This is a genomic window from Bradyrhizobium sp. Gha (assembly GCF_900113735.1).
GTDB lineage: Bacteria > Pseudomonadota > Alphaproteobacteria > Rhizobiales > Xanthobacteraceae > Bradyrhizobium.
In genome coordinates this window covers 19,664-43,605 of record NZ_FOQM01000003.1, presented here as the reverse complement: position 1 = coordinate 43,605, position 23,942 = coordinate 19,664, and the positions used below count along the sequence as shown (strand labels likewise).

Sequence of the window (23,942 nt, the reverse complement as noted above, 5' to 3'; positions counted from 1 at the left end):
GCAGACCGGAGGGAAGGTTCGCGGGCGCAACCTCCTAACGCGGCGACCGCACAAAGCGTGATTGCCGTTTTTTTCACGGTACACCTATTGATGCGCCGCAGAGGCGGTCTCGGGCTTTTTGGTCACCGCTTTGACCAAGGCAGCTACCGACCCGTCGCCTGTGCCGGTCGCCGAAAGCCGCACGCCGATCACTGCATTGGGCGAGCTCGTAAAGTAGGCGATGTCGTAACATTTCTGAGGATCGGGGCTGGCTGTCGATGTCTTTGCGGGCGTATCGGTAGCCTTCGGCGCAGGGGCTGCTCCCGTGTTTGCCGATTGATCTTTTGACATCGCGGTCAAGGCCGCGGCCACGGCCGCTCCCACGGCTTCCGGTGTGACGGTGGTCGACGCTGGCTTCGACGTGGCGGCAGCGCCCTTCGTCGCTGGCGCGACAGCTGCAGCCGGCTTGCTAGGCGCGGCCGGAGCGTCATTCTTGCACGGCTTCACACTGCTCAACTGATCGAGGAAGTGCACGTCGAAATTTACCTTCAGTGCACTCAATGTCAGATCAACCAACGAGCCCTTGACCTCCCGCTTGTAATAGACGCCTAATTTGATTGTGCCTGTGCAGATGCGATAGACCATTTGAGACTTTTGCGAAGCAAGCGACTCCGCACAGTCTTCCCCACGAGAAATGATGCTTCGAATGGCGTCCTTCTGGTCACCCGTGTCGGCCAGAAAATATTTGAGATCGTCGACACCGTAGGCGACAGCATCGACATAGTTCGCTGTCAGATCAACCAAATTGAAGACTTTGTTTAAGGTAACGTTGAAATCGACTCCCGCGTCGATCACCCTTTGCCGAAGATCGACAGTCCCGCCGCCCTGGTAATCGTTCGCGACTGGTAATGGCCACGACTTTGGCGCGCACCAAGGCTTGCTTTCAGCCATCGTCACGATCTGGGTCGGATTCTCGGTCTCGGCGTCATAGGGTTTACCGTTCGACGTCTGGTATTGAGCGATCGCACCAATGCGATTCGAGCTGCGAGTGGTTTGGGCAGCCGTGGGCAAAACCATCGCGCACTTTGATTGCGCACCAAACGATGAAGCAAATGTAGCAATCGGATCCGGCTCGGCAGCCCAAGCGGATTTGTCGGAATTGATCCAGAATGCCGTTGCAGCAACGGCGAACATCATAGTCTTCATAATGACCCCCAATAGACTATTCCCGCGCCACTCAGCTTGGCGGTCCAGAAAATTTAAGTCAATCGAAGGTTGTATGCCCGTCCCCGGTTATCCCGAGAGCAGTTGAACCAGGCTAGAAGCTCCGGTCACATCGCTCGTGAACGAGGCCCGGCCTAATCCGGCCGGACCATCTCGAACATGTTTTCCGGCTTGATCTCGAAATAATCGCCGCGACGGCCAGCGCGCACGATCGGGCGGGCGGCGGCCGTCTGGTAGACGCCGTCCTTGATCATGGCCTTGTCGATGTGGACGGCGACGACCTCGCCCAGGGTCAGCCAGGCGTCGGCCTCCTTGCCGTCGGCACCCTTGAGGCGGACGATGTCGGATACCTTGCACTCGAAGGCGACCGGGCTTTCGCCGACGCGTGGCACATTGACGAGCTTGCCGGGCACGGCGGTGAGGCCCGCGATCTCGAACTCGTCGACGTCGGAGGCGACATGCGCGGCGGTCGCGTTCATCTGCCTGGCCAAATCCATGGTGGCGAGATTCCAGACGAACTCGCCGGTCTGCTTGATGTTCTCGACCGAGTCCTTCCAGTTTGTGGAGGAAAAGCCGATGATCGGCGGCACATAGCAGAACGCGTTGAAGAAGCTGTAGGGCGCAAGGTTGACGTGGCCCTTGGTATCGCGCGACGAGATCCAGCCGATCGGTCGCGGCGCGATGATGGCGTTGAAGGGATCGTGCCTGAGGCCGTGGCCTTTGGCGGGCTCATAGAAGTACAGGTCTTTGTCGGTCACGCGCTGCTTCCTTTTCGTCATTGCGAGCGAAGCATCCAGTATCCCTCCTCGGAGACACCTCCTCGGAGACAAGTCTGGATGCTTCGCTTCGCTCCCAATGACGGAGTGTGTTGATAGGTCGTCGCTCGCCATCCGCCGTTGAGGGCGCCGCGAGCCTGGTTATAGGGGGAATCCCGCCGCCGGGTCAGTGGCGCGGCGACAGAGCCGCGATGACGAAATCGATCATCTGGTCGATCGAGGGGCCGGGCTTGGTGGCGCACTGCGCGATCATCTGGGGGTGGAAGAAACGCATCATGGCGGTGCAGGCACACAGCGAGGCCAGTTGCAGGTCCGGGGCCTCGAACTCGCCGGAGGCGGCGCCCTGCGCGATCATCTGGCCGATCACGCCGGCAATGCACTCCATGTGGGTGACGCAGACCTCCCAGTCCTCCTGCATCGCGACCTCGACCATCTCGTGCAGCTTGTTGTCACCGACATAGCGCTCGGTGTTCATGCGGTTGATGGTGGTGAGCAGCTCGCGGAAGCGCGGGATCACCGCACCGGGCCTTGCCACGATGCGCCGGGCCTCGAGCTCGACCTCGCCCATGAGGGCCCGCGCCACCGATTGGTGGATCGCCTTCTTCGATTCGAAGAAGCGATAGACGTTGGCGGGACTCATCCGGAGCTCTTTGGCGATGTCCCCGACCGTGGTCTTCTGATAGCCGATCTGGCGGAACAGCCGCTCGGCCACCTCGAGAATACGATCCCGGGTGTCGCCTTCGATATGTTCCGAAACCAGTGTCATGCGTCAGGACTCGTCCATCGCCAGTTTTCTCATTTATTCAGCCGCTTCAGCAAGCGGAATTGCGTGCTCGTCATCGCTCCCATGCTGCGGCGCGGCAGGCTGTTCCGGCGTACCGGCCTCGTCGAGGCTCTTCCTGAACCACAGGGCATAGAGACCCGGCAGGTACAGCAGCGTCAGGAAGGTCGCGACGAACAGGCCGCCCATGATCGTGATCGCCATGGGGCCCCAGAACGCCGAACGCGACAGCGGGATCATGGCGAGGATGGCGGCGAGCGCCGTCAGCACCACCGGACGGGCGCGGCGGACGGTTGCCTCGACGATCGCCTCACGCCGGGTCAGGCCATGCGAGACGTCGGTCTCGATCTGGTCGACCAAAATGACCGTGTTGCGCATGATCATGCCGGCGAGCGCGATCAGGCCCAGCAGCGCCACGAAGCCGAACGGGGCGTTGGCGACGTTTAGGCCGAGGGACGCGCCGACGATGCCGAGCGGCGCGGTCAGGAACACCAGGAACAGGCGCGAGAAGCTTTGCAGCTGGATCATCAGCAGCGTCAGCATCACCATGACCATGACAGGGAAGAGGATGAAGATCGAAGCGTTGCCCTTGGCAGATTCTTCGAACGCACCGCCCGCCTCGATGCGGTAGGCCGGCTCGAGATGATCCTGAATCTGCTTCAGCTTCGGCGCGATCTGGCCAGTGACGTCGGGCGCCTGCACGCCGTCGACGACGTCGGAGCGCACGGTGATCGCCATGTCGCGGTTGCGCCGCCACAGGATCGGCTCCTCGTGGGAATATTCGATCCTGGCGATCTGCTGCAGCGGCACCGCCACGCCATTCTTCGAGGTGATGGTGAGATCGCCGACGCCGCCGAGATCGAGACGTTCGGACGGAATCGCGCGGGCGACCACGCCGACCTTCTCGATGCCGTCGCGCACGGTCGTGACCTGTGCCCCCGAGATCAGCATCGACAGTGCCTGCGACACGTCCTGCGGAGTCAGACCCATGGCGCGGGCGCGATCCTGGTCGACGACCAGCTTGAGGTAAGGCGACTGCTCGTTCCAGTCGAGCTGGACGTCCTTGACGTTCTTGTTCTGCCGCATGACGTCGCGAACCTGGTAGGCGATCTCGCGCACCTTGTTGGCATCGGGGCCGATCACGCGGAACTGCACGGGGAAGCCGACGGGCGGGCCGAAATTGAAGCGGTCGACGCGGACGCGCGCCTCGGTCAGCATGCCGTCGGCAACTGCGCCCTCGATCTTGGCCTTGACCCGCTCGCGCGCCTCGACGCCCTTGGCGACGATGACGATCTCGGCAAAGGCCTCGTTCGGAAGCTGCGGGTTGAGGCCGAGCCAGAAGCGCGGCGAACCCTGGCCGACATAGGCGGTATAGGTCTCGATGTCCTTGTCGTCCTTGAGCAACGTCTCGGCCTTCTTCACGGCCTTCTCGGTGACGTTGAAGGCGGTGCCTTCGGGCAGGCGCAGCTGCAGGAACAGTTCGGGCCGCTCGGACAGCGGGAAGAACTGCTGCTGCACATGGCCGAAGCCGACGACGGAAGCGACGAAGACACCCACAGTCGCGACCACCACCGTGATGCGATGATTGACGCACCATTGCACGATGGCGCGCAAACCGCGGTACATGCGGGTCTCATAGACCGCATGCGGATCATGATTGTGGTGAAGCTTGATCTCCGGCAACAACTTGACGCCGATATAAGGCGTGAAGATCACCGCCACGAACCAGGAGGCGACCAGCGCGATCGCCACGATCCAGAAGATGCTGCCGGCATATTCGCCGACCGCGGAATTGGCAAAGCCGATGGGGAGGAAGCCAGCGGCCGTAACCAGCGTTCCCGTGAGCATCGGAAACGCAGTCGATTCCCAGGCAAAGGACGCCGCGCGCATGCGGTCCCAGCCCTGCTCCATCTTCACCACCATCATCTCGACCGCGATGATGGCATCGTCCACCAGGAGACCGAGCGCGATGATCAGCGCGCCGAGGGTGATGCGGTGCAGGTCGAGCGACATCACGTTCATGACGATGAAGACGATGCCGAGCACGAGCGGCACCGACATCGCGACCACGATGCCGGTGCGCCAGCCGAGCGCCAGGAACGACACGAACAGCACGATGACGAGCGCTTCCATGAAGGAGTGCACGAACTCGCCGACGGCGTGCTCGACCACCTTGGGCTGATCCGCGATCAGGCTGACGTCGACGCCCTGCGGCACCGCCTTCATGAACTCGGCCGTCGCCTTCTCGACCTCCTTGCCGAGCTCGAGGATGTTGGCGCCCTTGGCGGTGACGATGCCGATGCCGATGGCGGGCTTGCCTTCCTGGCGAACGATGAAGCTCGGCGGATCGACATAGCCGTGGGTGACGGTGGCGATGTCGCCGAGGCGGAACACGCGGCCGTTGCTCTCGACCGGGGTCTCGGCCACGGCCTTGGCACCGTCGAGCGCGCCGGTGACGCGCAGCGGCACACGCTGCGACGAGGTTTCGACCGTGCCGGCCGGCGTGACGTTGTTCTGCTTGGCGAGCGAATCGAACAGGGCCTGTGGCGTGATGCCCAGCGTCGCGAGCTTGGCGTGGCTGAACTCGACGTAGATGCGCTCATCCTGGTTGCCGTAGACGTCGACCTTGGTCACGCCAGGCACCTTGAGCAGGCGCTGACGGAAGCCTTCGGAGACCTTCTTGAGCTGGGCGTAATCAGCGCCGTCGCCGGTCATCATGTAGAGGATGGAGTCCACGTCCGAGAACTCGTCATTGACGACGGGTCCCAGGATTCCGGCGGGCAGCTGACCCTGCACGTCGACCAGCTTCTTGCGCAGCAGATAGAAAAGGTAGGGCACGTCCTTCGGCGGCGTGGAATCGCGGAAGGTCACCTGGAGCGCGGTGAAGCCGGGCTTGGAATAGGTCTGCACCTTCTCGAAGTAGGGCAGCTCCTGGATCTTCTTCTCGATGGGATCGGCGACCTGGGTCTGGATTTCCTGCGCGGTCGCGCCCGGCCACATCACCGAGACGTTGACCACCTTCACCGTGAAGAACGGATCTTCGGCGCGGCCGAGCTTCTGATAGGAGAAGAAGCCGGCGACGCCGAGCACCAGCATCAGGAACAGAACCAGCGTCGGATGGCTGACGGCCCAGGCCGAAAGGTTGAAGCGCTTCATCGCTCTCTCCGAAAAGTCGATCCAATTGCCACAAACGACAGCCGCTCTGTTCAAGGCGTCGTCGCGAGGCAGCGAAGCAATCCAGGGGGCTGGGCAGGTTCTGGATCGCTTCGCCGCTTCAGCCCTTGCATTTGCGCGTGGGGCCGAAACTCGCCTTGCAACAACGTAACTTACTCTCTCGTCATTCCGGGATGGTCCGAAGGACCAGACCCGGGAATGACGGGATCAAAAAGACAGTGACGACACGACCCGCACCTTCTGGCCGGGATCGAGCTTCTGGACGCCGAGAGCGACGATCTTGGCGCCCTCGTCCACGCCGCCGGTGATGACGACGTCGTTGCTGTCGTAAGCCTTCACCGCAACCGGCTTCAGCGTGACCGCACCATTGTCGTCGACGACGTAGAAGGACGGCTTGCCGCCTTCGTTGAACAGCGCCGACAGCGGCAGCCGCGCGACACGTTCGGTGGCGGCGTCCGACAACGTCAACGTCGCGGTCATGCCGAGCGAAACCCTGTCGTCGGCTTCAGGCAGCGAAAACTTCGCGAGATAAGTGCGCGTCGCCGGATCGGCCGTGGGCGCGATCTCGCGCAGCTTGGCCGTATATTTCTTGTCCGGCTCCGACCAAAGAGTGACGCTGGCGACGCCCGATTTGGCGCGTCCAACCAGCGTCTCAGGGATCGCGACGACCGCTTCCTTTTCAGCAAAGCGGGCGACACGGATCGAAGCCTGGCCTGCGGCGACCACCTGGCCGGGCTCGATCAGCGTTGCCGTGACGACGCCACGGGCGTCGGCGTTGAGCGTCGCGTAGGAAAGAGAATTCTTGGTCAGCTCGACCGAACGGATGGCGCGGTCGAGGCGCGCGCGGGCCTCGTCGGCGGCGGCGCGGCTCGAATCCATGGCGGCATCCGTGGTCCAGCCCTTGGCCTTCAGTTCCTTGGCGCGCTGCTCGGCGGCGGCGGCCTGGGCCAGCACGCCGGTAGCGGCGGTCTGTTCGGCGACGGCCTGCTCGGCCTGGAGCTTCAGGTCGACCTCGTCGAGGGTGGCGAGGGCCTGACCGACTTCGACGGTCTGTCCGACCTCGACCAGTCGCTTGTCGACCTTGCCGGCGACGCGGAAACCAAGATCGCTCTCGATCCGGGGCCTGATCGTGCCGACGAAGCTGCGCTCCGGGGTCTCGGCATCAAAATGGGCTGTTGCCACCAGAACCGGCCGCGGTGGCTCGGCCTTTTCGGCGACGGTGTCATTGCACCCGGCCAGCGCAGCGGCCATCAGGGCCAGCGAGACACCCGCCAAGAGCCTGGAATAGCTGGACAAAACGGACCGAACGAACATCGGACGACACTCCTGCGTCTGCAACCGTCTGCAATGAGAGGAATGTCGACTAATCACTGACGAAAGTCAATAATCGTCAGTCATCAGGAAAGCGTGATCGCTAAAGGGACCTCTGCCCGTTGCTGCAATGGTTGCTACTGGCGTTCGGCGAACTCGTGCTTGCTCTCGTGGCCGCCGATGAAGACCAGGATGCCGGCGATCAGGGGCAGCACCGCGAGCACCAGCAAGCCGGACGAGGTCTGCCCCGTCGCTTCCTTGACCCAGCCGATCAAATACGGGCCGCCGAAGCCTGCGAGGTTGCCGACCGAGTTGATCAGCGCGATGGCGCCGGCAGCAGCGGTGCCGGAGAGCCAGGCCGTCGGCAGCGTCCAGAACACACCGAAGCAGCAGAACACGCCGATCGCTGCGAAGGTCAGCACCACCATCGTCATCGTGGGATCGGTGAGGTAGCTGGAGACGGCGAGCGCGACGGCGGTCAGCAGCAGCGGCGCGCCGACATGCATCACGCGCTCGCGCGTCGCGTCCGAATGCCGCGCCCACAGGATCATCGCGATGGTGCCGAACAGATACGGAATCGCGGTGACGAACCCGGTCTGGGCGTTGGTAAGGCCGAACGCCTTGACGATCTGCGGCAACCAGAACTGCATGCCATAGAGCGCGCCCACGAAGCCGAAATAGACCAGGCTCAGCATGATCACCTTCGGCGAGGACAGCGCTTCGCCGAGGGACAGATGCTTGACCGCCTGCTTGGCGGCAATCTCGGAATCGAGCCGAGCCTTGAGCCACGCCTTCTGCTCGGCCGAGAGCCAGTCCGCCTTCTCCGGCCTGTCGGTGAGGTAGAACCAGGTGACGATGCCGAGCAGCACGGAAGGAATGCCCTCGAGGATGAACAGCCACTGCCAGCCCTTCAGCCCCAACGCGCCGTCGAGGCCGAGCAGCAGGCCCGAGATCGGCGCACCGATCACGGTCGAAACCGGCACGGCGATCGCGAAGGCCGCGAGGAACCGGGCGCGATATTCGGCCGGATACCAATAGGTGAGATAGAGGATGATGCCGGGGAAGAAGCCGGCCTCGGCCACGCCGAGCAGGAAGCGCAGAACGTAGAAGCTGGTGACGCCGCTCGTGAGCGCCATCAGGGCCGAGATGATGCCCCAGGTCACCATGATGCGCGCGATCCAGCGGCTCGCACCGAACTTTTCCAGCGCGAGGTTGCTCGGCACCTCGAAGATGAAATAGCCGATGAAGAAGATGCCGGCGCCCCAGGAGAAGATCAGCGGCGTGAACTTCAGCTCCGCATTCATGGTCAGCGCGGCGAAGCCGAGATTGACGCGGTCGAGATAGGAGAAGAAGTAGGCCAGCACCAGGAACGGGATCAGGCGCCAGGAGATGGCACGGATGGTCGAGGTCTCGATGTCCGACCTGTTGGTATTCCTGGCTCCCGTGGAACCGGTATAGGCTGTGGTCTGGCTCATGGCGTCCCCCCGTATTGTTGCTTTTGTGAGCTAAAGGCGGTTTTGAGCATCACGGGCAAAGAGTCAATGCAAGCAAAGCAGCCAGTCAACACCCTTGCGCTGCGGCAGATATCGCTGATCCGCCTCGCCCTGGCGCTGGTCGTGATTGCCTGCGGGCTGTCTCTCCGCTGGTACGGCTTTCCGCTCGGCCTTCCCGCCTTCTTGGTGAAGTATGGCGGCTCGCTCTTATGGGCGACGATGGTGTTTTTGCTGGTCGGGCTGTTGCTGCCGCGGCTGACCCGGAGCCAGCTCGCGGTGATCGCGATGGCGGTCGCGGTGGTGGTCGAGTTTTCCCGGCTGGTGCATACGCCATGGCTCGATGCGTTCCGCCTCACCACCGCCGGCGCCTTGCTGCTCGGCCGCATCTTCTCGCTGTGGAATTTGGCGGCTTATGCCGTCGGGATTGGGGTCGGGGTGTGGATTGACCGGCTCGCCGTGACGAGGCCAGTCTCCGGTCATTCCGCCAACTGAAACCGCTCGAACCGATCGAGTTCTTCCTCGATTTTCCGCTTCAGCTCCTTGCGCCCCGCGGCCTTCCTGCCCTGTCCGAGCCAGGTCCATTTCTGCATCAAGAGCTTCCTGGCCTGCCGGTCGGTCTTGAGGTCGAGCGCGGCGACGATCTCGTCGCCGACCAGCACGGGCAGCGCGAAATAGCCGAGCTTGCGCTTGGCCTTCGGCACATAGGCTTCGAACAGATGATTGTAACCGAAAATGAGATTGGTGCGCTTGCGCTGGATGATCAGCGGATCGAACGGCGAGAGGATATGGACGAGATCAGGCGACAATTCATGCGGCTGCAGCGCCTCGGGCGTCGCCCAATGCTCCTGCTTTCCCGCGCCCTCGACCGCAACAGGAAGGAGCTCGCCGCGGCGGACGCGCGAGGCGATCAGGCCGGCGACGGCCTTCTTGCTGGGCGCATCGAGATAGCAGATCGAATCGAGGCTGACCACGCCTTGCGAGCGCAACGCGCGGTCAAGCAGATACGACGTGATCTCTTTCGCCGAAGCGGGTTTCGGCAGCTTGTCCCAGCCAAAATGGCGCGTCATCAGATCATAGGTCTTGAGCATGCCCTGGCGCGCGCTAATGGTCGCGACACCGGTATAGAAGGCAAGCTGAAGCGCGCGCTTTGACGGCTTGCGGCTCTGCCACAGATGCTCCTTCTCGGTGAGCACGTCGTCTTCGATGTCGCGGATGGTCAGCGAACCGGCGCGCAATAGCCGCATCACCTTGCGCGTATCGGCCGGCGTCACCGAGGCATACCATTTGTGCCCCTCGCGCCCGTGCTTGCGCATCGTTGGCAGGAAGAAACGAAAATCATCTGACGGAACGTAGGAGAGCGCATGAGTCCAGTATTCGAACACGCTTTTGTCGACGCTTTGGGCATGACTGAGGTCGGCGCGGCGGTAGGACGGAATGCGGCTGAAGAGGATGTGATGATGGCAGCGCTCGATCACGTTGATGGTGTCGATCTGCACGTAGCCCAGATGGCCGATCGCCTCCGCGACGGCCTGAGGCCCCTCCCCGAACGGTTCGCGCGTGTCGAGCCGCTGGGCGCGCAGCCAGATCTGCCGGGCCTGTCTCGTCGGGAGCGGGAGGGGTTTTGGCGGGCGGGACATTGCAATGGCAATGTAGCGGGATTCGCGCCGGGAGAAGAAGCGGCAGATCGACCGAAAATAAAGGCCGCGCCGTCATCTGTTGTCGGCGGGACCGGACATCGCGGCCGTCGACTTCATCAGATTATCGCTGGTGCACGCCATCATCGCGGCGGACGCGGGAGAAAAGGCAAACGCGACAAAAGCTGCGGCGGTGAGCAAGCTTCATCGAAAAGTCTCCTTAAGCAAAACGAAACCGGCGTCATGCCGGCCTTCGCAATGACGTATTCTCTAGCGGGGAACGTTTCGTGGAGAAGACAATGTTCTTGCTGCAGCGCAAAGCGAGACGGCCTCAGCGGTCGTCCTTCGGCACCTTGGGCCGGTCGCCGAGGCTGCCTGTGGCGATATCGGGCTCGCAGGAGGCCCTGCCGCGCCCTCCCGCCTCGCAGCGATAGACGCTGCCAGTGAGGCGGTCGACCAGCCACACCGTCTCGTCGGTCGGAGCTTGGAGGCCGGTATACCGCGAGGTCACTCCCGTGATCAGCGTGGAGAGCAGGATCGCGACCGCAATCATCGCCGCGCCGATGTAGATGGGCATGGCATTCAGAGACACGGTCCGATCCGGCGGGCCACTGCGATGGAATTGATAGTCACTTGGCCGCGGCACGGGTTGGAACTCGGCTCCTCTGTGCGATTGTCGGATGAAGGCGTTTGCTAGGCGCGCATCTGGCCAAAAACTTGTTCGCAGACAGGCCCTCATGCGACGGCTTTGCGACGAAGACGGAGCGCAGGTTTCCAACAGCGAAGGCGGCCCGGATCGAGCCGCCTCCCCCGTCGCTCTTTGCCTCAGCGGCGGCCGAACAATCCGCCCATCATGCCGCCAAACAGAGCGCCCGGGCCAGCCGTCGGGGCACCGCCGCCACTACTATGATGGCGCCGGCCACCACCGCCGGAAGAGCGGCGACGCGCCGGCTCATCGCCTGCCTGCTCGGAGGAGGCCGCGCGCGTCGAAACGATCTCCGACAGCAGAGCCTTGTGCTGGAGCTTGTTGAGGTAACCGGTGGCAGGATAGCCACGTGCCGCCTGCCATCGCTTCATCACGGAACGGGTGTCGTCGTCGAACTTCCCGGTCGCCTTGACGTCGAAGCCGAGCGCGGTGAGGCGACGCTGCACGTCCCGGCGCTGTCCCCTGTCGAGACCGATCTGGTCTTCGGAGATCTGGTTGGCCTCTTCGGTGAAAGTCGCGGGATCGATCCCGGCCGACAGGTTGCGGGTGGTGTTGGACGGTCCATCCTGCAGCGCCGCAATGCGGGCGAGCGCGATCGATTTGAACGTGCCGTTCGGATAGTTCGTGAGATAGGCGTTGAGCTCTTCCACCTTGTTGGTGTCCTTGATCGAGCGCCAGAACTCGAGCTCGATGTCGGAGCCTTGCCTGGTCGCGGCCGACACGGGCGCGTTCGACGGGTCGATCGTAGCCGCAGCCGACGCGGCAACCGGATTGAGGTAGACGTTGCCGGTGAGGTTGGTGTGTCCCCAGGGCAATTGGCCCTTGCTGGTCTCGTCACTGACCTGGGCACGAACCTTGGTCATGGCCTCTTGGATCTCGACTCCCGGCTGGGCAATGTTGGCGACGAGGGCGCGGGTGAACGGGCTGTTGGTGCCGGCCTCGCCGTCGAGCGCGGTCTGGCCGGGGCCGGTGGCAAAGGCAATCAGCGTGCCCTCGCCCGACTTCATCTCGGCGAGGCCGGTCTGCACATTGACGGAGCGGGTGGCCTTGGCCGACCGGATCTTTGCCGCGAACGGGTTATCACGGCAGGCGTCCAGGAATACGAGCTTCACCTTCGCATCCGCCATGGTCTGATCGAGCGTGATGTCGACATTGATCGCAGCACCGAGCTTGACGTCCATCTCGGATTTGAGGTCGGCATCAATAGGCAGCAGATAGTTGATACCATTCACGGCAATGCCGTGGCCGGCATAGAAAAAGACGGCGACATCGGCGCCTTCGCTCTTCTTGCCAAACTCCAAGAGCTTTGCAGTCATGGCGTCGCGGGTGAGGTTGGAGCCCTCGACGACATCGAAGCCGACGTTGCGCAGCACCCTGGCCATCGCCTTGGAATCGATCGCCGGGTTGGGGAGCTGCGGGACATTCTTGTAAGCGGCGTTGCCGACCACGAAGGCGACGCGCTTGTCGGCCATGGCTGCGTTCTCGCTGATGAGAAATGCTGCGATTGAAATTGCTGCGATCAAGAAGCGCATGATCATTCTCCCCTGATCCAAGCTTCTTCGATGCTCTCGGATCACCTAGAGCGATCCGATGAGAGCAATCTGATCCAGTTCACAACGACGCACTGTGATCTGGATCGCCCGGGGATTTCTACTGCTCGAACCGAGCTGCAAGACACCGCGACGGCTACTTTTCGGTCAGCTGACGCAACGGGCAATAACCGCGGTGACCAGCAATGGCAGGGAGATTGTACCCGCACCGGCACGAAGTCCAGCGAGCCGCGGAACGCCAGATCGAAAAGACGCAGAGGATTTGCCCGCTGCTCTCGAGTCGAATGAGACAGAGTTACTTCCGGACGAAGGCCTCATGCTGCCCCGGTGGCAGGCCGCTGCCGCTGCTGAATGCCGTGTATACCGGCCGGCTCGGCTGCTAAGATACGAACCGAATTCGGCTCTTCCTGAATGTGACCCGCATCACATCTGGATCTTTGAACCTTCCCTAACCTCTGAGCATCAAATCGCCATCAAGCGTCACACCGAGGATACGACAATGACCCATTTCAATAAGTCTTTTGGACTGAAGGCGATCACGCTGACCGCGGCGCTGTCGATGACGGCGGGCCTCGCTTTCGCCGGCGATGCCAATGTTTCCACCAAACAGATCCTGGACGCATTGAAGCCGAAGCCGGTGACCCGCGGATTGTCGGTCGGTCCGCAGGCCGACCCGACGGCGCAGGCCAAGGAAGCGACCTTCCTCAATACCGTGCGTAACAGGCAGACCCGCTCGCTCTCGATGGGCGAGCGCGATCAGATCGCCGAGCTCGCGTCGACCAAACCCAACATCGATCTGGAAATCCAGTTCGACTACAACTCGGCCGACATCGCCAAGACCTCGCTGCCATCGGTCCAGGCGCTCGGAAAGGCGCTGTCGGATCCGTCGCTCAAGGGATCGACCTTCGTGGTTGCCGGCCACACTGACGCGATCGGCACCGAAGAGTACAATCAGGGCCTCTCTGAGCGTCGCGCGGACACGATCAAGAAGTACCTGGTGCAGAACTACGGTCTCAACGGCGGCGATCTCGTCACCGTCGGCTACGGCAAGACCAAGCTGAAGGACACCGCCAACGGCGCCGACCCGATCAACCGCCGCGTCCAGGTCGTGAACATGGATACCAAGACGGCGTCCAAATGATGTGAGAAGTCCTGGCAACAACCGACAAGCCGCCTGCCACGAAAGTGGCGGGCGGCTTCCTCCTGTCAGATCCAGCTCTGGAACAACATCAGCCGGCTGAACATCTGCATCGACGTGCCGATGAAAGCGGCTGAAATCGGCAGCATGAGCGCAAAGCCGATCGCCGCAATCCCGACATAGGCCCACAGCACCCAGTGCGGCAGGCCATCCTTGCGCAGCACATAGACCAGCGCGAGCGAGGCCGCGGTTGCGGCTGGCATGTAATAATAGATGAAGCCGAGCGTGCGCGGCAGCAGCGCCCAGGCGAGCCAGGGACCGAAATAAAATGCCGCAATCAGGAACGCATCCCAGCGACGCGCAACGATGAAGTCGCGCAGCACCACGACAAGGGCTGGCAACGCCGGCCACAGCACCAGGGGATTACCGAGGAAGACGATCGCCGCGACGTCGTCGTCCGTCGTCTTGTCGAACAGGAACCACACCGGCCGCACCAGCAACGGCCAGGACGGCCACGAGCTCATATACGTATGGCCGGCGATCGCGGTGGTGGTGTTGTCGGCGAAGATCCGGCGCTGCGCTTCGATCAGATCCGGCCATGACAGGCCATAGAGCGGAACGAAGGCAGCGATATAAGTTACGGCCGGCAGCAGCGCAAAACAGAGGGCGGCATGATGGGCCCTGAAGGCGGGCCAGAGATCGGGCCGGTACCAGTCGCTCGGCTTCGCATCGGCAAACAGCGTGTGCCAGCCCTGCATGAGTCGGATCATCGCCACGATGACGATGCAGACGCCGAGCGGAAACAGGCCGCTCCATTTGCAGGCCGCCGCAAAACCGAACAAGCTGCCGGCGAGCGCGAACAGAGCCTGCGGACGTTCCCGTCGAAAGCCGTGCATGAAGGCGGCAATTGCGAGCAGGCCGAGACCGAGCGCAAAGATGTCGAGCATCGCGATGCGCGCTTGCACGTAAACCATCTGGTTGAACGCCGCGATCAGCGCTGCTGCGATTGCAGGTCCCTGCGACCCGAACAAGGCGAGGCCGCAGAGATAGATCGCGACGATCGCAAGCGCGCCGAACAACGTTGCCGGATAGCGCCAGCCCAGCGCATTGTCGCCGAATGCCGAGATCGAGAGAGCGATCAGCTCCTTTGCCAGCGGCGGATGCATCGGATTGAGCATCGGCTCCGACACCGTGGTGCCCAGCATCTGCCGCGCAGCCGGCACGTAATGCACCTCGTCGAAGACGAATTTTTCCGGCGTCGTCAGCCCGACCAGCAGGGCGAGATGCGCAGCTAGGAAGATCGCGACAGCGACCACTGCGCTTCGCGACGTCATCGCAGCCGCATGTGCTTTGCGCGACGGCTCTAGGGCTGTTTTACGTGGCAAATCTGCGTCACCGCGAATAAAAAACCACTCGGACGATCCATTGAACGCATTCTGCCGCAACTGTCACTAAGCTAGCGCTTGTCTCACGCTGCTTGTGATAATTCTGCCACAACACGAGCGCGCGCGATCCAGTACGATCAGGGGCCTCGATCGGTTGCGACATGAATTTGCGTTTTCTGCTTTTCCAAACTCTGCTGTCCGCGACACTCTGCGCTGCGCCTTGCGCGCAAGCCCAGACGCGCGTCGGCGAAGCCGTTCTCGTCCAGAACGAGGTGGTCCGCGTCGCTGCAGGTACGACACCGATCAATGTCGGCGACAGCATGTTGCGCGACGAGACCGTGCACACCGGCGCGGAGAGTGCGGCGCGGTTCGTCATGGCCGACAGCACCAATCTGTCGCTCGGGCCGGGCGCGACGCTGAAACTCGACCGCACCGTGTTCAATGACGAGCACAGCTATCGCGACGTGGCGATCAGCATGGCCACCGGCGCCTTCCGCTTCGTGACCGGACATTCGGCGAAGACCGCCTACAAGATCACGACACCGCTTGCGACCATCGGCGTTCGCGGCACCACGCTCGACATCCTGTCGCAGCGCGGCCGCTCGGTCGTCGTGCTTCAGGAGGGCGCGGCGAGCGTCTGCACCCTGAACTTCCAGTGCTTTCAGCTCACCCGGCCCGGTGACACCGCGGTCATTACCTCGACCGGCGGGAAGGTCACCATCACCAAGACCAACACGCCGCCCTGGACCTTTGCCGCCAACTGCGCCGCCAATGCGGGACTTTGCGCCGTCAACCAATACGCCGATGCCTCGCCGACCACACCCGCCGTTCATGACGACGGCATGCTGTGCGGGCGCTGATGATGGCAAAGCCCGGCTTGAAACGCCTCGCCCTGGCCTGCGCGCTCGGCGCCGCCGCCGCGCTCACGCTGTTCGCGCTCGAGGCCCGTCCAGCGACGGCCGCGACCTTCTGCGAATCCGAGTGCGGTCATCCAACGCCCACCCCGTCACCGACATATTCGCCGTCCCCGACGCCAGGCGCATCGCCCTCCCCGAGCCCGTCTCCATCGCCAAGCCCGTCTCCGTCGCCAAGCCCGTCTCCGTCGCCGAGCCAGTCTCCGTCGCCGAACCCGACGCCGACCGGCTCCGATTCCAGCGGCAACTCGGTCAACGGCCTCGCCAACCAGCGCTTCAACCAGATGATCACCAACCGGGTGCTCGGGACGGTGCTGCTTGGCGTCAACGAGCAGGTCAATTGCAGTGACTGCGTCAGCGCGTTCGGTTCGGCTGGCTCGTTCTCGGCGGGCATCCACGGCCGCAAGGAGCTGACGCCCCATCTGTCGCTGCTGGCCGGCCTCGCCTACACGCAATACAGCGAGGGCGGCTACCACGTCACCAGCGCGCCGATCGGCGCCTTCGCGCTGCGATATGACTTCACCGATTGGGGTTCATCGCGTCCGTTCTTCGACGTCGGCACGATTCTGACGCCATGGGAGAAGGCGCGCTACACCCGCAGCTACAACACCAGCCTCGGCGCGGTGAGCGTGACGGGGTCGACCGATGCCTCCAACTATGCGGTCTATGGCCGCGCCGGCTGGATCAGCCGCCTGTCACCACGCGATGAGATTGCGGCCTCGATCGAGGTCTGGCAACTCTGGCAGCGCGTGTCGGCCTACGCGGACAATGCGGTCGCGTTCAACCCGTTCGACGCGAGCATTGCGAACGGCACCGACCGCACCAGCCTGGTCAAGATCGGCGGCCAGTGGACGCATCTCTTCGCCGGCAGTATCGAGACCAACATCAATGGCGGCTGGGTGCAGTCATTCGCCAGTCACAGCGGCATCGTTGCCACCGTGACCGGCGACGGCACGGTGGTGCCGACGATGGGCAGCCAGGGCTGGTTCGAATATGGCGGACGTCTCGGCTTCCGCGTACAGAAGGACTGGGTCGTGGACCTCTTTGCCAACGGCACGCTCGGCCCTCAGCCAGTGGGCAACACGATCCATGGCGGTGTGGGGCTGAGGATCAATTATTAGCGTGGTTGACGAAAGCGCCAGGCGCAAGCCTCGCAGGATGGGCAAAGCGCAAGCGTGTCCGCCACCTGTCTGAATAGAACAGGGATCGTGGCCACGGCGCTTTCGCGCCGTTGCCCACCCCGCGGCACCTGGGTTGACGTCACGCCGCCGACCTGCCCTCGAACGCACGGCGCAGAACATCCACGTCCAGCTTCACCATCTTCATCATGGCCTGCATCGCGCGGGCGGCGGCGGCCTTGTCCGGACTCGAGAGAAACTCGAACATCACCTTGGGCACCACCTGCCAGGACACGCCATAGCGGTCACTGATCCAGCCACACTGCTGCTCCTTGCCACCATTGGCCAGGAATGCACTCCACACGCTGTCGACCTGGGCCTGATCGTCGCAATGGATCATCAACGACAGCGCGTGGGTATATTCGACCTTCATCCCGCCGTTGAGCGCGACCAAGGGCTGGCCGGCGACCGTGAACTCGACGACGAGCACCGAGCCCTCCTTGCCGGACGGGTTGTCCGAGACGTTGCGCTGGACGCGCGTGATCCCTGAATCCGGAACCAGCGAGACGTAGAACTTCGCGGCCTCCTCGGCATCGCCGTTAAACCACATGCAAGGCACGAGCTTGGACATTGCGAATGCTCCTCTTCAGGTTCCAATCAGGCGTTCGCCATGGCGGGCTTCGCCGGGACGGCCGCCATGTCCAGCCAGTTCACACCCCACATGTGGCCATCCGGATCCTCAAAGCTGCGGCCGTACATGAAGTCGTACTCGTCAACGGGGCTGGGATCGGCGATCCCGCCTGCGGCATCCGCCTTGCCGACGATATCGTCCACCTCGTTGCGGCTATCGGCGGACAGGCAGAACAGTGCCTGGTTCGAGGCCTTGGCATCCGCGATCGGCTTCGGCGTGAACTGACGGAATTTGTCGTGGGTCGTCAGCATCACGTGGATGGTCTCGGAAAACACCATGCAGCTCGCCGTATCGTCACTGAATTGCGGATTCCTGGTCGCGCCGATCGCCTCATAAAAGGCAGTCGCGCGCTTGAGGTCAGTCACCGGCAGATTGAGGAAGATCATCCTGGGCATCGAAAGCTCCTTGGGGCGGGTTCTGCCCAAGGACGGATGGCCCGGCGGCCATCCGACACGCCTTCCGAAACTTTTTTGGCCATTTTTGCGCTGGAGGGTCTGTCGAACCGCCGGGCGGCCGCCAACGTTACTTCTTCTCGTTGGGATCCCGGTGGATCGGATCGACCCACAGCACGGTCTCGGGCTTCTCGACCGGCTCGATGTCGAGATTGACCGCGACCGCCTCACCGTCGCTGCGGACCAGCACGCATTCCAGCACCTCGTCGGGACTGGCATTGATCTCCTGGTGCGGCACGTAGGGCGGCACGAAGATGAAATCGCCGGGGCCGGCCTCGGCGGTGAATTGCAGGCTCTCGCCCCAGCGCATCCGCGCCTTGCCCTTGACCACGTAGATGACACTTTCCAGATGCCCGTGGTGATGTGCGCCGGTCTTGGCATCGGGCTTGATGCTGACGGTGCCCGCCCACAATTTCTGCGCGCCAACGCGCGCGAAATTGATCGCAGCCGCGCGGTCCATGCCTGCGGTCGAGGGCACATTGGTATCGAGCTGGTTACCGGGAATGACGCGCACGCCGTCATGTTTCCAGCGATCGTCGTGATGATCGTGGTCATGGTGGGAATGCGAATGGTCATGGCCGGTCATGGGGTTTTCTTTCTGTCGGTTCCGTGCCGGCGAAACTAACCAATGCCTCGGCTGCAGGCCATAGCAAATTCGGAACTCTCATAGCCGCCGGGCGTTGTCCTCTAGGCAATCTGGAAGGAGAGTTTCATGGGCAGCACTAGTGACAAGATCAAGGGCAGTGCCAACGAGGCTATCGGGAAGGCCAAGCAGGGCATCGGTGAAGCCACCGGTTCCGAGCGTCTGCAAGGCGAAGGCACGGTCCAGGAAGTGAAGGGCAAGGGCCAGAAGGCGATGGGTGATGCCAAGGACGCAGCGAAGGATGCAATCGATCGCGCAGCAGCGTCAGCACGTCGCTCGACTGAATAACGCGCGCCAAACCGAAATGAAAAGACCGGCCGCAAGGCCGGTCTTTTTGTTTGCAGAGATCTTCGCTCACTTCACCGCAAGCAATTCCACGTCGAACATCAGCGTCGCGTTGGGCGGGATCACGCCGCCGGCACCGCGCGCGCCGTAGCCGAGCTGCGGCGGGATGATCAGCGTGCGCTTACCGCCGACCTTCATCGTGGCGACGCCCTCGTCCCAGCCCGCGATGACGCGGCCCTTGCCGATGGGGAATTCGAACGGCTCGTTGCGATCGACGGAGCTATCGAACTTCTTGCCCTTTTGGCCATTCTCGTAGAGCCAGCCGGTATAGTGCATCACGCAGATCTGGCCGGGCTTCGGCGAAGCGCCGGTGCCGACGACATGGTCGATGGTTTGCAAGCCTGAAGCTGTTGTCATGGGTTTTCCTGCGGTCTGGGCCGATGCCGTGGTGGAGACGAACGTCGACACGCTGCCGATCAAGGTGATCGCGAGTGCCGAGATGATGGCGAGGAGTGCGCGCTGAAAACGCTGCATAGAACACCTTCCGTTTGAGGCGGAAGGTGTCTACCGCAAGCCCGACGCCCTTTCCACCCCTCAAACCTCGATATTTTCCAGCCGCACCGGCAGCTTGCGGATGCGCTGGCCGGTGGCGTGATAGATCGCGTTGCAGATCGCCGCATTGGTCCCGACATTGGCGAGTTCGCCGAGCCCCTTCGCCCCGGCCGGATTGATGTGGTCGTCCTGCTCGGAGAGGAGGATCACCTCGACACCAGGGACATCGGCACTCACGGGCACGAGGTAGTCGGCAAGATTGTCGTTGACGTAACGCGCGGTACGCTGGTCGATCTCGGTCGCTTCCAGCAGTGCCGACGACATGCCCCAGATCAGGCCTCCCATCAGCTGGCTGCGAGCCGTGCGCGGATTCATGATACGGCCGGCTGCGAAGGCGCCGACCAGGCGTGGCGCACGGATCTCGTGCGTGAATCGGTTGACGCGGACTTCGACGAACTCGGCCCCGAACGCGTAGGCGATCTTGTCCTTCATCGCGGCTCCGCCGACGAGCCGCGCATGACCGCTATGCATGGCCTTGAAGGAATCCGGTGGCGCGCCCTCCGGTTTCCACTCGCCATATTCCTCGATCACGCCGACGCCGAGCGCGTCGAACGCCCTCTCCAGATCGAGAGTACGGTCGCTCTTGGCCGCCTGCATCGTCGGCGTCCGGCCGATGCCGACCGTTTCCTTGGCCTTATCGGTGAGACTTTGCCTTGGCATCATCGCCTTGAACATGCGCTGGCGGATCTGGTCACATACCATCATCACGGCCGAGCAGGTGCTGGCCGTCGAATTGGAGCCACCCGCGACAGGACCCGGCGGCAGGTCGCTGTCGCCGATAAAGACGGCCACCTGCTCCAGGGGAACGCCGAGCCGCTCCGCCGCGGTCTGTGCAATGACCGTGTAGGCCCCGGTGCCGATCTCGTGGCCGGCGATCTCGACGCGGGTGCGGCCATCACGCTGGAGGCGCACGCGCGCCGCCGATGGCGCCATCTGCGTCGGGTAGCAGGTCGCCGCGCAGCCATAGCCGATAAGCCAGTCGCCATCTGACATCGATTTCGGCGCCGCCGAGCGCTGCGACCAGCCGAAAGCTTTCGCAGCCTCGTCGAAACACCCCATCAGCGATCGGGAGGTATAGGGCTTGCCACCGATCGGCTCGTTGGTCGTGTCGTTGACGCGACGGAGCTCGATCGGGTCCATGTCGAGCTTGACGGCCAGCTCATCCATCGCGCTCTCCAGCGCGAACATATAGGGCACCTCCGGCGGCGAGCGCATGAAGCCGGGCGTGTTGCGGTCCGCACGCACGATCGACACCAGGCTGTCGACATTCGGGCAGGCGTAGAGACGTGTCGTGGTCTTGGTGCCGCCGACGCAATAGGGATCGGCCCGCGAGGAGACCTCGACGCCCTCGTGCCTGAGGGCAACCAGCTTCCCATCACGGTTCGCCCCGAGCTTGATCGCATGCCGCGTCTCGGCGCGATACGTCGCGATGGTGAAGCCCTGGTCGCGGGTCGGGACCAGCTTGATCGGCCGGTTCAGCCGCTTCGCGATGCCGGCGATGATGGCCGTCCGCGGCGTCATCGAGCCGCGCGAGCCAAAGCCGCCGCCAACATAGGGATTGACCACCCTCACCTTGTCGGCGTCGATGCCAAGCTGCTCGGCCACGCCGTTCTTCAGACCGTAGACGTATTGGCTGGGCTCATAGATGACGAGATCGTCGCCCATCCAGACACAGCTCGTCGAAAACAGCTCCATCGGATTGTGGTGCTGCGTTGGCGTCTCGTAGGCAGCATCGACCTTCACCTCGGCCTCGTCGAACGCCTTCGCGAAATCGCCGACCTGCGGGTCTTCCTTGAATTGCGCATTCTGCCCCTTCGCAGCGGCTTTCGTCGTTCCCGGCGAGTCGAAGCTCGCGCTCGGGGTGGCCGCGGTGTAGCTGACCTTGACACGGTTGGCGGCCTCACGCGCGGCCTCGTAGCTCTCCGCAATGACTACGGCAACGATCTCGCCGTCATGCGCGATGTCGGCCGATTTCAACGGCTGGATCGTGGTACCTGCATAACCGCCATTGCTGAAGAGCTTTGACTCCTTCAGATCAGGGGCGTTCTCGTGCGTGATAATGTCGATCACGCCACGGACGCGTTTGGCATCGTCGAGGTCAAAACCATTGATACGGCCCCTGGCGATTGCGCTCGTGACCAGGAACGCATAGGCCGGATTGTCCAACGGCATATCGGACCCGTACGTGGCGCGCCCCGCAACCTTTGCGACCGCATCATAGCGCGGCACGGGCTGGCCCATATTCGCCTTGGGCTCGGGAGCAGCTGCGTTCATGGTCAGATCTCCATCGTTACGGCCCGGTGGAGCGCGCGAGCCACCACGCGCTTGCCGAGCGCGATCTTGAAATTGTTGTATTGGCGCCCCTTGGCGTCCGCGAAGGCAGCCTCGGCAGCGCGCTCTGCCAGGCCATCATCGAAGGTCTGCCCCTTCAGCAGCGCCTCCGCCTCGCGCGATCGCCACGGCACCGTCGCGACACCGCCCAGCGCGACACGCGCATCCTTGATCGCGCCGTGCTGCACATCGAGTGCGACCGCGGCTGACGAGAGCGCGAACTCATACGATTGCCGATCACGCGCCTTGAGATAGACCGAGCGCGGCCAGCGGCCGGGAACGACGAAAGCTGAAATCAGCTCGCCCGATCGTAGTGCGGTCTCGGTCTCGGGCGTGCTGCCGGGTGCCTTGTGCAGCTGTGCAAACGGCATGCTGCGGGTGCCGGACCTGCCGGTAATCTCGACCGTGGCATCCAGCGCGATCAGCGCCTGAGCGAAATCACCGGGATAGGTGGCGATGCACTGATCCGAAACGCCGAGCACCGCATGCATGCGGTTGACGCCATCCATCGCGGCACAGCCGGAGCCGGGATTGCGCTTGTTGCAATTCTCGTAGGAGACATCGCGGAAATAAGGGCAACGCGTCCGCTGCATGACGTTACCGCCGAGCGTCGCCATGTTGCGCAGCTGGGCGCTGGCCGCAAGTTTCAGTGAGTTCGCGATGACCGGATAGTTGCGCTGGACCTCGCCTTGCGCGGCGACGTCGGACATTTTTGCGAGCGCGCCAAGCCGCAGGTTCTCACGGCCCGGATCGATTGCCGACCAGCCCTCCGCCAGCGGATTGATATCGACGATTGCGGCAGGCCTCATGACGTCGAGCTTCATCAAGTCGATCAGCGTGGTGCCGCCGGCGAGCGGCTGCACCGTGGCGCGGGTCAACGGATTGTCGACGGCCGCATCGGCGCTGAGCGCCTGCACGGCCATGTCAGGGTCTGTCGCTCTCTGATAAGAAAACGGTCGCATCGCCTAGCCTTTCGTGATCTCGGGCGCGGCCTGCTTCATGGCGGCGACGATGTTCGGGTAAGCGGCGCAGCGGCAGATGTTGCCGCTCATATATTCGCGGATGTCGGCATCGCTGCTCGCGTGCCCCTCCTTGACGCAAGCGACGGCAGACATGATCTGGCCGGGCGTGCAATAACCGCACTGGAACGCGTCGTTATCGATGAAAGCCTGCTGCATCGGGTGCAGCTGATCGCCCGTGGCAAGCCCTTCGATCGTCGTGATCTCCTGCCCTTCGGCCGCCAGTGCGAGCGTCAGGCACGACACCACGCGCCGCTCACCGATCAGCACTGTGCACGCGCCGCACTGCCCGTGGTCGCAGCCCTTCTTGCTGCCGGTGAGCTTGAGATGTTCACGCAGTGCGTCCAGCACGGTGGTGCGCGGGTCGAGGCTCAGGCGCTTGTCCTGGCCGTTCACCCGCAGCGTGATCTCAACGTGAAGCGCCGGATCCTGCGCCACTGGCGCCGGCGCGTCCAGCGCGCCTGCTCGCGCGGTCATCGGAACAAGCGCACTGCCTGCGGCGCAGGCCATGAACGCGCGCCGATCGAATCCCGATAGTCGGGAACTTGAATTGCCGGACATGGGCGGCCTCCACCGCTTCGAAGACAAAGCAGCGCAGGCCTGCACCGCCGCCGGTCAACGAGGGGCCTTGAGCTCCGTTCCGAACGGAAAAGGGCGACACAGCGAATGCCCGCGTCGCCCTCCGTCAACTTTTCCTGATCTACTTGCGAGGGAACCTCGCGCGCG

Annotated in this window: 22 protein-coding genes; 5 read left to right on the top strand and 17 right to left on the bottom strand. The window is 63.2% G+C overall.

The genetic code is table 11. The annotated features are described in order from the left end of the window. Nucleotides 1-84 precede the first annotated feature (84 nt). The 6 genes from BM222_RS05840 to BM222_RS05815 form a co-directional block, all read right to left on the bottom strand. Nucleotides 85-1,185 (bottom strand): hypothetical protein, encoded by a 1,101-nt coding sequence (locus BM222_RS05840; protein WP_143105899.1) that lies wholly within the window; start codon nucleotides 1,183-1,185, stop codon nucleotides 85-87. Between the two features lie 152 nt (nucleotides 1,186-1,337). Further along, nucleotides 1,338-1,961, bottom strand: a complete 624-nt coding sequence (locus BM222_RS05835; RefSeq protein WP_092227733.1) for a flavin reductase family protein — start codon at nucleotides 1,959-1,961, stop codon at nucleotides 1,338-1,340. Nucleotides 1,962-2,145: 184 nt separating this feature from the next. Beyond that, the gene (locus tag BM222_RS05830; protein WP_092227344.1) at nucleotides 2,146-2,745 is read right to left on the bottom strand and encodes a TetR/AcrR family transcriptional regulator; all 600 of its coding nucleotides are present in this window, start codon (nucleotides 2,743-2,745) and stop codon (nucleotides 2,146-2,148) included. 33 nt (nucleotides 2,746-2,778) lie between these two features. After that, a complete protein-coding gene (locus BM222_RS05825; protein WP_092227343.1) occupies nucleotides 2,779-5,916 on the bottom strand; it encodes an efflux RND transporter permease subunit in 3,138 nt (1,045 codons plus the stop codon). Nucleotides 5,917-6,141: 225 nt separating this feature from the next. After that, nucleotides 6,142-7,248, bottom strand: a complete 1,107-nt coding sequence (locus tag BM222_RS05820) for an efflux RND transporter periplasmic adaptor subunit (protein WP_092227342.1) — start codon at nucleotides 7,246-7,248, stop codon at nucleotides 6,142-6,144. 134 nt (nucleotides 7,249-7,382) lie between these two features. After that, nucleotides 7,383-8,720: an MFS transporter gene (locus BM222_RS05815; protein ID WP_092227341.1), complete on the bottom strand. Its 1,338-nt coding sequence runs from the start codon at nucleotides 8,718-8,720 to the stop codon at nucleotides 7,383-7,385. Nucleotides 8,721-8,786: 66 nt separating this feature from the next. On the opposite strand from BM222_RS05815, the gene BM222_RS05810 reads away from it, so the two are divergent. Beyond that, the gene (locus BM222_RS05810; protein ID WP_092227340.1) at nucleotides 8,787-9,230 is read left to right on the top strand and encodes a ribosomal maturation YjgA family protein; all 444 of its coding nucleotides are present in this window, start codon (nucleotides 8,787-8,789) and stop codon (nucleotides 9,228-9,230) included. Here the strand turns inward: BM222_RS05810 and BM222_RS05805 are convergent. From BM222_RS05805 to BM222_RS05795, 3 genes are all read right to left on the bottom strand, one after another. Beyond that, nucleotides 9,215-10,375 carry a winged helix-turn-helix domain-containing protein gene (locus BM222_RS05805; RefSeq protein WP_092227339.1) on the bottom strand — a complete coding sequence of 387 codons (1,161 nt, stop codon included), beginning with the start codon at nucleotides 10,373-10,375 and terminating at the stop codon, nucleotides 9,215-9,217. The genes BM222_RS05810 and BM222_RS05805 overlap by 16 nt on opposite strands. Before the next feature lie 328 nt (nucleotides 10,376-10,703). Continuing rightward, nucleotides 10,704-10,949, bottom strand: coding sequence for a hypothetical protein (locus tag BM222_RS05800; RefSeq protein WP_092227338.1), 246 nt, complete (start codon nucleotides 10,947-10,949; stop codon nucleotides 10,704-10,706). A gap of 248 nt (nucleotides 10,950-11,197) precedes the next feature. After that, nucleotides 11,198-12,610, bottom strand: a complete 1,413-nt coding sequence (locus BM222_RS05795; RefSeq protein ID WP_177243034.1) for a caspase family protein — start codon at nucleotides 12,608-12,610, stop codon at nucleotides 11,198-11,200. A gap of 517 nt (nucleotides 12,611-13,127) precedes the next feature. On the opposite strand from BM222_RS05795, the gene BM222_RS05790 reads away from it, so the two are divergent. Next, nucleotides 13,128-13,769 (top strand): OmpA family protein, encoded by a 642-nt coding sequence (locus BM222_RS05790; protein WP_092227336.1) that lies wholly within the window; start codon nucleotides 13,128-13,130, stop codon nucleotides 13,767-13,769. Nucleotides 13,770-13,834: 65 nt separating this feature from the next. On the opposite strand, the gene BM222_RS05785 is transcribed toward BM222_RS05790, so the two are convergent. Beyond that, nucleotides 13,835-15,100, bottom strand: coding sequence for a phospholipid carrier-dependent glycosyltransferase (locus tag BM222_RS05785; RefSeq protein WP_092227335.1), 1,266 nt, complete (start codon nucleotides 15,098-15,100; stop codon nucleotides 13,835-13,837). Between the two features lie 212 nt (nucleotides 15,101-15,312). Between BM222_RS05785 and BM222_RS05780 the strand changes: the two genes are divergently transcribed. Together BM222_RS05780 and BM222_RS05775 are read left to right on the top strand one after the other, a co-directional pair. Continuing rightward, entirely contained in the window at nucleotides 15,313-16,011 is a 699-nt protein-coding gene (locus BM222_RS05780) for a FecR family protein (protein WP_092227334.1), read from the top strand. A gap of 2 nt (nucleotides 16,012-16,013) precedes the next feature. Next, nucleotides 16,014-17,186, top strand: coding sequence for a hypothetical protein (locus BM222_RS05775; protein ID WP_177243066.1), 1,173 nt, complete (start codon nucleotides 16,014-16,016; stop codon nucleotides 17,184-17,186). Between the two features lie 139 nt (nucleotides 17,187-17,325). Here BM222_RS05775 and BM222_RS05770 read toward each other — a convergent pair whose 3' ends face one another. The 3 genes from BM222_RS05770 to BM222_RS05760 form a co-directional block, all read right to left on the bottom strand. Continuing rightward, the gene (locus tag BM222_RS05770) at nucleotides 17,326-17,814 is read right to left on the bottom strand and encodes a VOC family protein (RefSeq protein ID WP_092227332.1); all 489 of its coding nucleotides are present in this window, start codon (nucleotides 17,812-17,814) and stop codon (nucleotides 17,326-17,328) included. A gap of 26 nt (nucleotides 17,815-17,840) precedes the next feature. After that, a complete protein-coding gene (locus BM222_RS05765; RefSeq protein WP_092227331.1) occupies nucleotides 17,841-18,269 on the bottom strand; it encodes a VOC family protein in 429 nt (142 codons plus the stop codon). Between the two features lie 127 nt (nucleotides 18,270-18,396). Beyond that, nucleotides 18,397-18,912, bottom strand: coding sequence for a cupin domain-containing protein (locus BM222_RS05760; RefSeq protein WP_092227330.1), 516 nt, complete (start codon nucleotides 18,910-18,912; stop codon nucleotides 18,397-18,399). A gap of 126 nt (nucleotides 18,913-19,038) precedes the next feature. Between BM222_RS05760 and BM222_RS05755 the strand changes: the two genes are divergently transcribed. Further along, nucleotides 19,039-19,257, top strand: a complete 219-nt coding sequence (locus BM222_RS05755; protein WP_092227329.1) for a CsbD family protein — start codon at nucleotides 19,039-19,041, stop codon at nucleotides 19,255-19,257. 66 nt (nucleotides 19,258-19,323) lie between these two features. Here the strand turns inward: BM222_RS05755 and BM222_RS05750 are convergent, their stop codons facing one another. Genes BM222_RS05750 through BM222_RS05735 form a run of 4 tightly spaced genes read right to left on the bottom strand, consistent with a single transcriptional unit; the run spans nucleotide 19,324 to nucleotide 23,777 of the window. Continuing rightward, on the bottom strand, nucleotides 19,324-19,788 hold the full coding sequence (locus tag BM222_RS05750) for an FKBP-type peptidyl-prolyl cis-trans isomerase (protein ID WP_092227328.1): 465 nt from the start codon (nucleotides 19,786-19,788) through the stop codon (nucleotides 19,324-19,326). A gap of 60 nt (nucleotides 19,789-19,848) precedes the next feature. Beyond that, the gene (locus BM222_RS05745; protein WP_092227327.1) at nucleotides 19,849-22,140 is read right to left on the bottom strand and encodes a xanthine dehydrogenase family protein molybdopterin-binding subunit; all 2,292 of its coding nucleotides are present in this window, start codon (nucleotides 22,138-22,140) and stop codon (nucleotides 19,849-19,851) included. 2 nt (nucleotides 22,141-22,142) lie between these two features. After that, a complete protein-coding gene (locus tag BM222_RS05740) occupies nucleotides 22,143-23,159 on the bottom strand; it encodes an FAD binding domain-containing protein (RefSeq protein ID WP_092227326.1) in 1,017 nt (338 codons plus the stop codon). Between the two features lie 3 nt (nucleotides 23,160-23,162). Further along, complete coding sequence (locus tag BM222_RS05735) at nucleotides 23,163-23,777, bottom strand: (2Fe-2S)-binding protein (RefSeq protein ID WP_092227325.1); 615 nt, start codon at nucleotides 23,775-23,777, stop codon at nucleotides 23,163-23,165. Nucleotides 23,778-23,942: the final 165 nt, after the last annotated feature.